Genomic DNA, 3,454 nt, shown 5'->3' with positions numbered 1-3,454 from the left:
CGCCGCAAAAGAGGAAGACTTTGCCGCTAAAAGGATCAAGTTCAAACTGTTCTTTAATTAAGATTGCTAGGCCATCAATGCCTTTACGTAGGTCAGTCTTACCACAAACGATATAAACTTGCCCCAAGTCACTAAGCCTAATCATGGTAAGACTTTCTCAAGTAATTTATTCATTAACTCAGGATCCAAATTACTATAAAAGTTCAATTCTAAGTCATTCTTCTTTAAACTAAGCAACAGATTATTACGTGGTGGCCGCGTCTTCTTTGGTCTGGCCGGATGATTTAGAGCCACAATTGGCTGTTGTTTTTCGAGCATAATTCTAACCTCCAATATTTTTGATAAGTTTAGAATAGCTGAAAAAAGAGGACTAAGAAAGATACTCGGTTATCTGACGCTTACGTTTTAGATTTCAATTATGATTAATTTATCAATATTTTGGAGGTTATTCATATGTCAGAAAAAAAGCTAATCGTCCCTCTTGCTCGTGAGCCAAAAGCTAAAAAGTCTAAGCCAGCTCGTAATCATTTACTGCTTTCTTTAAAGAAAAATGACCTAGAATTAGACTTCCAATGTCATTAAGTTAAGCTATTGACATTGGAGAAAAAAGCAATTAAAGCATCATTTGGCTTTAGATAGCCAATTTGAGGCTTTTTTGCGTAGGCAAATAACCAGTCTATGAGTTCTTGTTTATTCTGATCTGCTGTTGTCATGTCGTTTAATAAGTCCTTTTTTGATATCACGTTCCATAAGTTGACGAACTATGTTCAGGTAGTCTTCTGGAATAGTGTAGCCATGATAGAAATATGGTACTTCACCATCGATAGAAATACCACCAGTTTCATCACCTTTAGTCGATGGACTAGGATTATCTGTCTTGCCACTTAAATAATCGGCTGATGTGTGTAGTACATCTGCAACTGCATTAAGTGCATCAATTCCTGGTCTTTGATTCTTCCAATTGTAAATGGAGTTTCTACCTAAACCTGCCTTGTCATTTACTTCACGGAGATTCATTGCCACATATGCCAGAGATACTTACGCTAGTAAACTTTTATTATTCGAAACTGCATTTTTATCAAACTACAGCGGAAAAAGAAAAAGTTTATCATGTTAATCCTAAGAGAGCACAAAGATTGGCTCATAAGGCCACGCAAAAGAAAGCTATTGGTACCAAAGCACAACAAGCTTTGAAAAAAACAATTTGAGCAGTCAAAGATAGCCAAGAAAAAGGTAAAGAAGGATAGGAAACGTGAAGAACAAGAAAGACGTTTCTTACAAAAACAAGTCAAACGTCGAGAAAAACACCGTGGTCATTGATGTCGAAAAAGCTCGCAATTAATTTTGCGGGTTTTCATTTTGGAAAATATGCTATAATTTAAGTAAAGAAAAAGGAGATACAAAGACCTCCTTTGCAGCCCGCTTTAAGAGCGGCGGTTAAGATTATTTTTTGCGGTGAACGCTACTCAATAACTCTTCCAAAGTTATTACATTGAGCGGCGTTTTTATTTTTTGTCGTGATGATGGTCGATGTAAGTTAGCAGAGCTAACACAAACGTACCGAACAAAAGCATCAAAGAAATACTCTCGTAAACCGACATGGTTGAACCCTTTCTGTAGTATATTGACCATAGGCCTCACCTCCGGGAGGAAAAACAACCGCCGCTCATAAAACTTTCTGCGAAAATAATTGTACAGAAATTTTGTTTGCAAAAGAAGACGAACAAGATAAAAAAGCTCGCAATTAGTTTGCGGGCTCTTATTCATGCAATTGATTATATTTGTCGCCCCATTTTTCCATTTCTAAAATTAATGGGGTAAGGGTCTCACCTAATGCAGTTAATTGATAACTTGTTTTAGGTGGTACTGTTGGAAAAATAGTTTTATCAATAATTTGATCACTTTTTAGCTCTTTTAATTGAAGTGACAACATTCGTCTGGAACAATTAGGCATCAATTTCTGCAATTCATTAAAACGACAGTGTTTTTTCTTGATTAAATGATAGATAATAACACTTTTCCATTTACCTGAAATAATTTGAAGTGTACTTTCAACAGGACAGCCTTCAGAGCAGTTATAAATATGACGTGGCATTCTTTCACCTCGATATAATAATTCAATTCTAAATCTTTAAATTTAATCAAGCTAGGGAAAAATTTGTTACTTAGTAAGGAAAAATTCACTTCTTGTTTTTATCTATGGCTTACTTACAATTAATTAGTAAATAAGGAAGGAAGATAAAAATGAAAGCAATTGGATTCAAAAAACACTTGAAGATTGATGATCCTGAAAGTTTGATTGATTTTGATATGGAAAAACCTACTGCTAAGGGTCATGACTTGTTAGTAAAAGTTAATGCAGTTTCAGTTAACCCAGTAGATGTTGGAGTTAGAAAAAGTGGACATATGGTCTTAAAAACGCCTAAAGTGATCGGTTGGGATGCATGTGGTGTAGTAGAAGAAGTAGGGTCGAAAGTTAGTCTCTTCAAACAAGGTGACAGGGTATTTTATGCAGGTTCATTTATTAGATCAGGCAGTGATAGTGAGTACCAACTAGTTGATGAAAGAATAGTTGGTCATGCTCCAAAGACTTTAAAAGATAATGAAGCGGCTGCAATGCCTTTAACCTCACTTACAGCTTATGAAGCCTTATTTGAACAAATGGGTTTAACTTGGAATCAAGAGAATAATCAGAGTAAAACGATCTTGATTATTAATGGTGCTGGGGGAGTAGGATCAGTAGCTACACAATTGGCACATTTAGCAGGATTAACAGTAATTGCAACTGCATCCCGTCCAGATAGTATTAAATGGACACAAGATCACGGCACAGATTATGTTGTGAACCATCGTGAAGACTTGGTAAAACAAGTAAAGAAATTAGGATATAAGTATGTTGATTACATCCTAGAATTAAAGGATTTAGATGGTCATTGGAAAGAAATGTGTGAGTTAATTAAACCAGAGGGACACATTGTTTCAATTACTGAAAATCATCGTCCAATAAATTTAAGGTTGCTTACCAAAAAGAAAGCACACTTTTCGTGGGAATGGATGTATACTAAATCCTATTATCAAACTGAAGATATGATTAGTCAGCATGATATTTTAAACAAAATTGCCCAGATGTTAGATAATGGCAAACTTAAATGCACTATGACTAAGTCATTAGAACCCTTAAATGCAATAAATTTACGAAAGGCTCATAAATTAGTAGAAAGTGGTCATATGACCGGTAAAGTTGTGGTTTATGACTGGGAAAACTAAGCATTAATAGAAAGCTCGCAATTAATTTTGCAGGCTTTTAATTTAAAAAATATGCTATAATTTAGATAAAGAAAAAGGAGATCCAAAGACCTCCTTTGCAGCCCGCTTTAATGAAAAACGCCCGAAAATCCCCGTATTTTAATGCGGGGATGGATAGGGCCAAGCTGACCTAGCAGTCAGCTTTTTT

General features: G+C 35.4%; 9 protein-coding genes. 4 read left to right on the top strand and 5 right to left on the bottom strand.

The annotated features are described in order from the left end of the window. Together tnpB and CP368_RS10625 are read right to left on the bottom strand one after the other, a co-directional pair. Positions 1-145 (bottom strand): IS66 family insertion sequence element accessory protein TnpB (tnpB, locus tag CP368_RS09435; protein WP_143468321.1); only part of this gene is annotated, 145 nt, incomplete at its 3' end. After that, positions 142-318, bottom strand: a complete 177-nt coding sequence (locus CP368_RS10625; protein ID WP_199161221.1) for a hypothetical protein — start codon at positions 316-318, stop codon at positions 142-144. The genes tnpB and CP368_RS10625, both read right to left, overlap by 4 nt. 135 nt (positions 319-453) lie before the next feature. Between CP368_RS10625 and CP368_RS10995 the strand changes: the two genes are divergently transcribed. Continuing rightward, positions 454-582: a hypothetical protein gene (locus tag CP368_RS10995; protein WP_005728161.1), complete on the top strand. Its 129-nt coding sequence runs from the start codon at positions 454-456 to the stop codon at positions 580-582. A gap of 108 nt (positions 583-690) precedes the next feature. On the opposite strand, the gene CP368_RS09430 is transcribed toward CP368_RS10995, so the two are convergent. After that, a complete protein-coding gene (locus CP368_RS09430; protein WP_098044383.1) occupies positions 691-1,017 on the bottom strand; it encodes a helix-turn-helix transcriptional regulator in 327 nt (108 codons plus the stop codon). Positions 1,018-1,025: 8 nt separating this feature from the next. On the opposite strand from CP368_RS09430, the gene CP368_RS10920 reads away from it, so the two are divergent. Continuing rightward, entirely contained in the window at positions 1,026-1,208 is a 183-nt protein-coding gene (locus CP368_RS10920) for a DUF2992 family protein (protein ID WP_233185877.1), read from the top strand. Between the two features lie 10 nt (positions 1,209-1,218). After that, the gene (locus CP368_RS11075) at positions 1,219-1,320 is read left to right on the top strand and encodes a hypothetical protein (RefSeq protein WP_233185878.1); all 102 of its coding nucleotides are present in this window, start codon (positions 1,219-1,221) and stop codon (positions 1,318-1,320) included. A gap of 185 nt (positions 1,321-1,505) precedes the next feature. Here CP368_RS11075 and CP368_RS09420 read toward each other — a convergent pair whose 3' ends face one another. Together CP368_RS09420 and CP368_RS09415 are read right to left on the bottom strand one after the other, a co-directional pair. Continuing rightward, positions 1,506-1,574 carry a putative holin-like toxin gene (locus CP368_RS09420; RefSeq protein WP_223876185.1) on the bottom strand — a complete coding sequence of 23 codons (69 nt, stop codon included), beginning with the start codon at positions 1,572-1,574 and terminating at the stop codon, positions 1,506-1,508. A gap of 185 nt (positions 1,575-1,759) precedes the next feature. Then, positions 1,760-2,095: a helix-turn-helix domain-containing protein gene (locus tag CP368_RS09415; protein WP_013085779.1), complete on the bottom strand. Its 336-nt coding sequence runs from the start codon at positions 2,093-2,095 to the stop codon at positions 1,760-1,762. A 149-nt stretch (positions 2,096-2,244) separates the two neighbouring features. Between CP368_RS09415 and CP368_RS09410 the strand changes: the two genes are divergently transcribed. Then, positions 2,245-3,267: a zinc-binding alcohol dehydrogenase family protein gene (locus CP368_RS09410; RefSeq protein WP_089145575.1), complete on the top strand. Its 1,023-nt coding sequence runs from the start codon at positions 2,245-2,247 to the stop codon at positions 3,265-3,267. Positions 3,268-3,454: the final 187 nt, after the last annotated feature.

Origin of the sequence: Lactobacillus sp. UMNPBX17, from assembly GCF_002553735.1 — a bacterium.
GTDB classification, from domain to species: Bacteria; Bacillota; Bacilli; order Lactobacillales; family Lactobacillaceae; genus Lactobacillus; species Lactobacillus gallinarum.
Note: the sequence above shows the minus strand (reverse complement) of the source record. Positions and strands in the feature narration are given on the sequence as shown.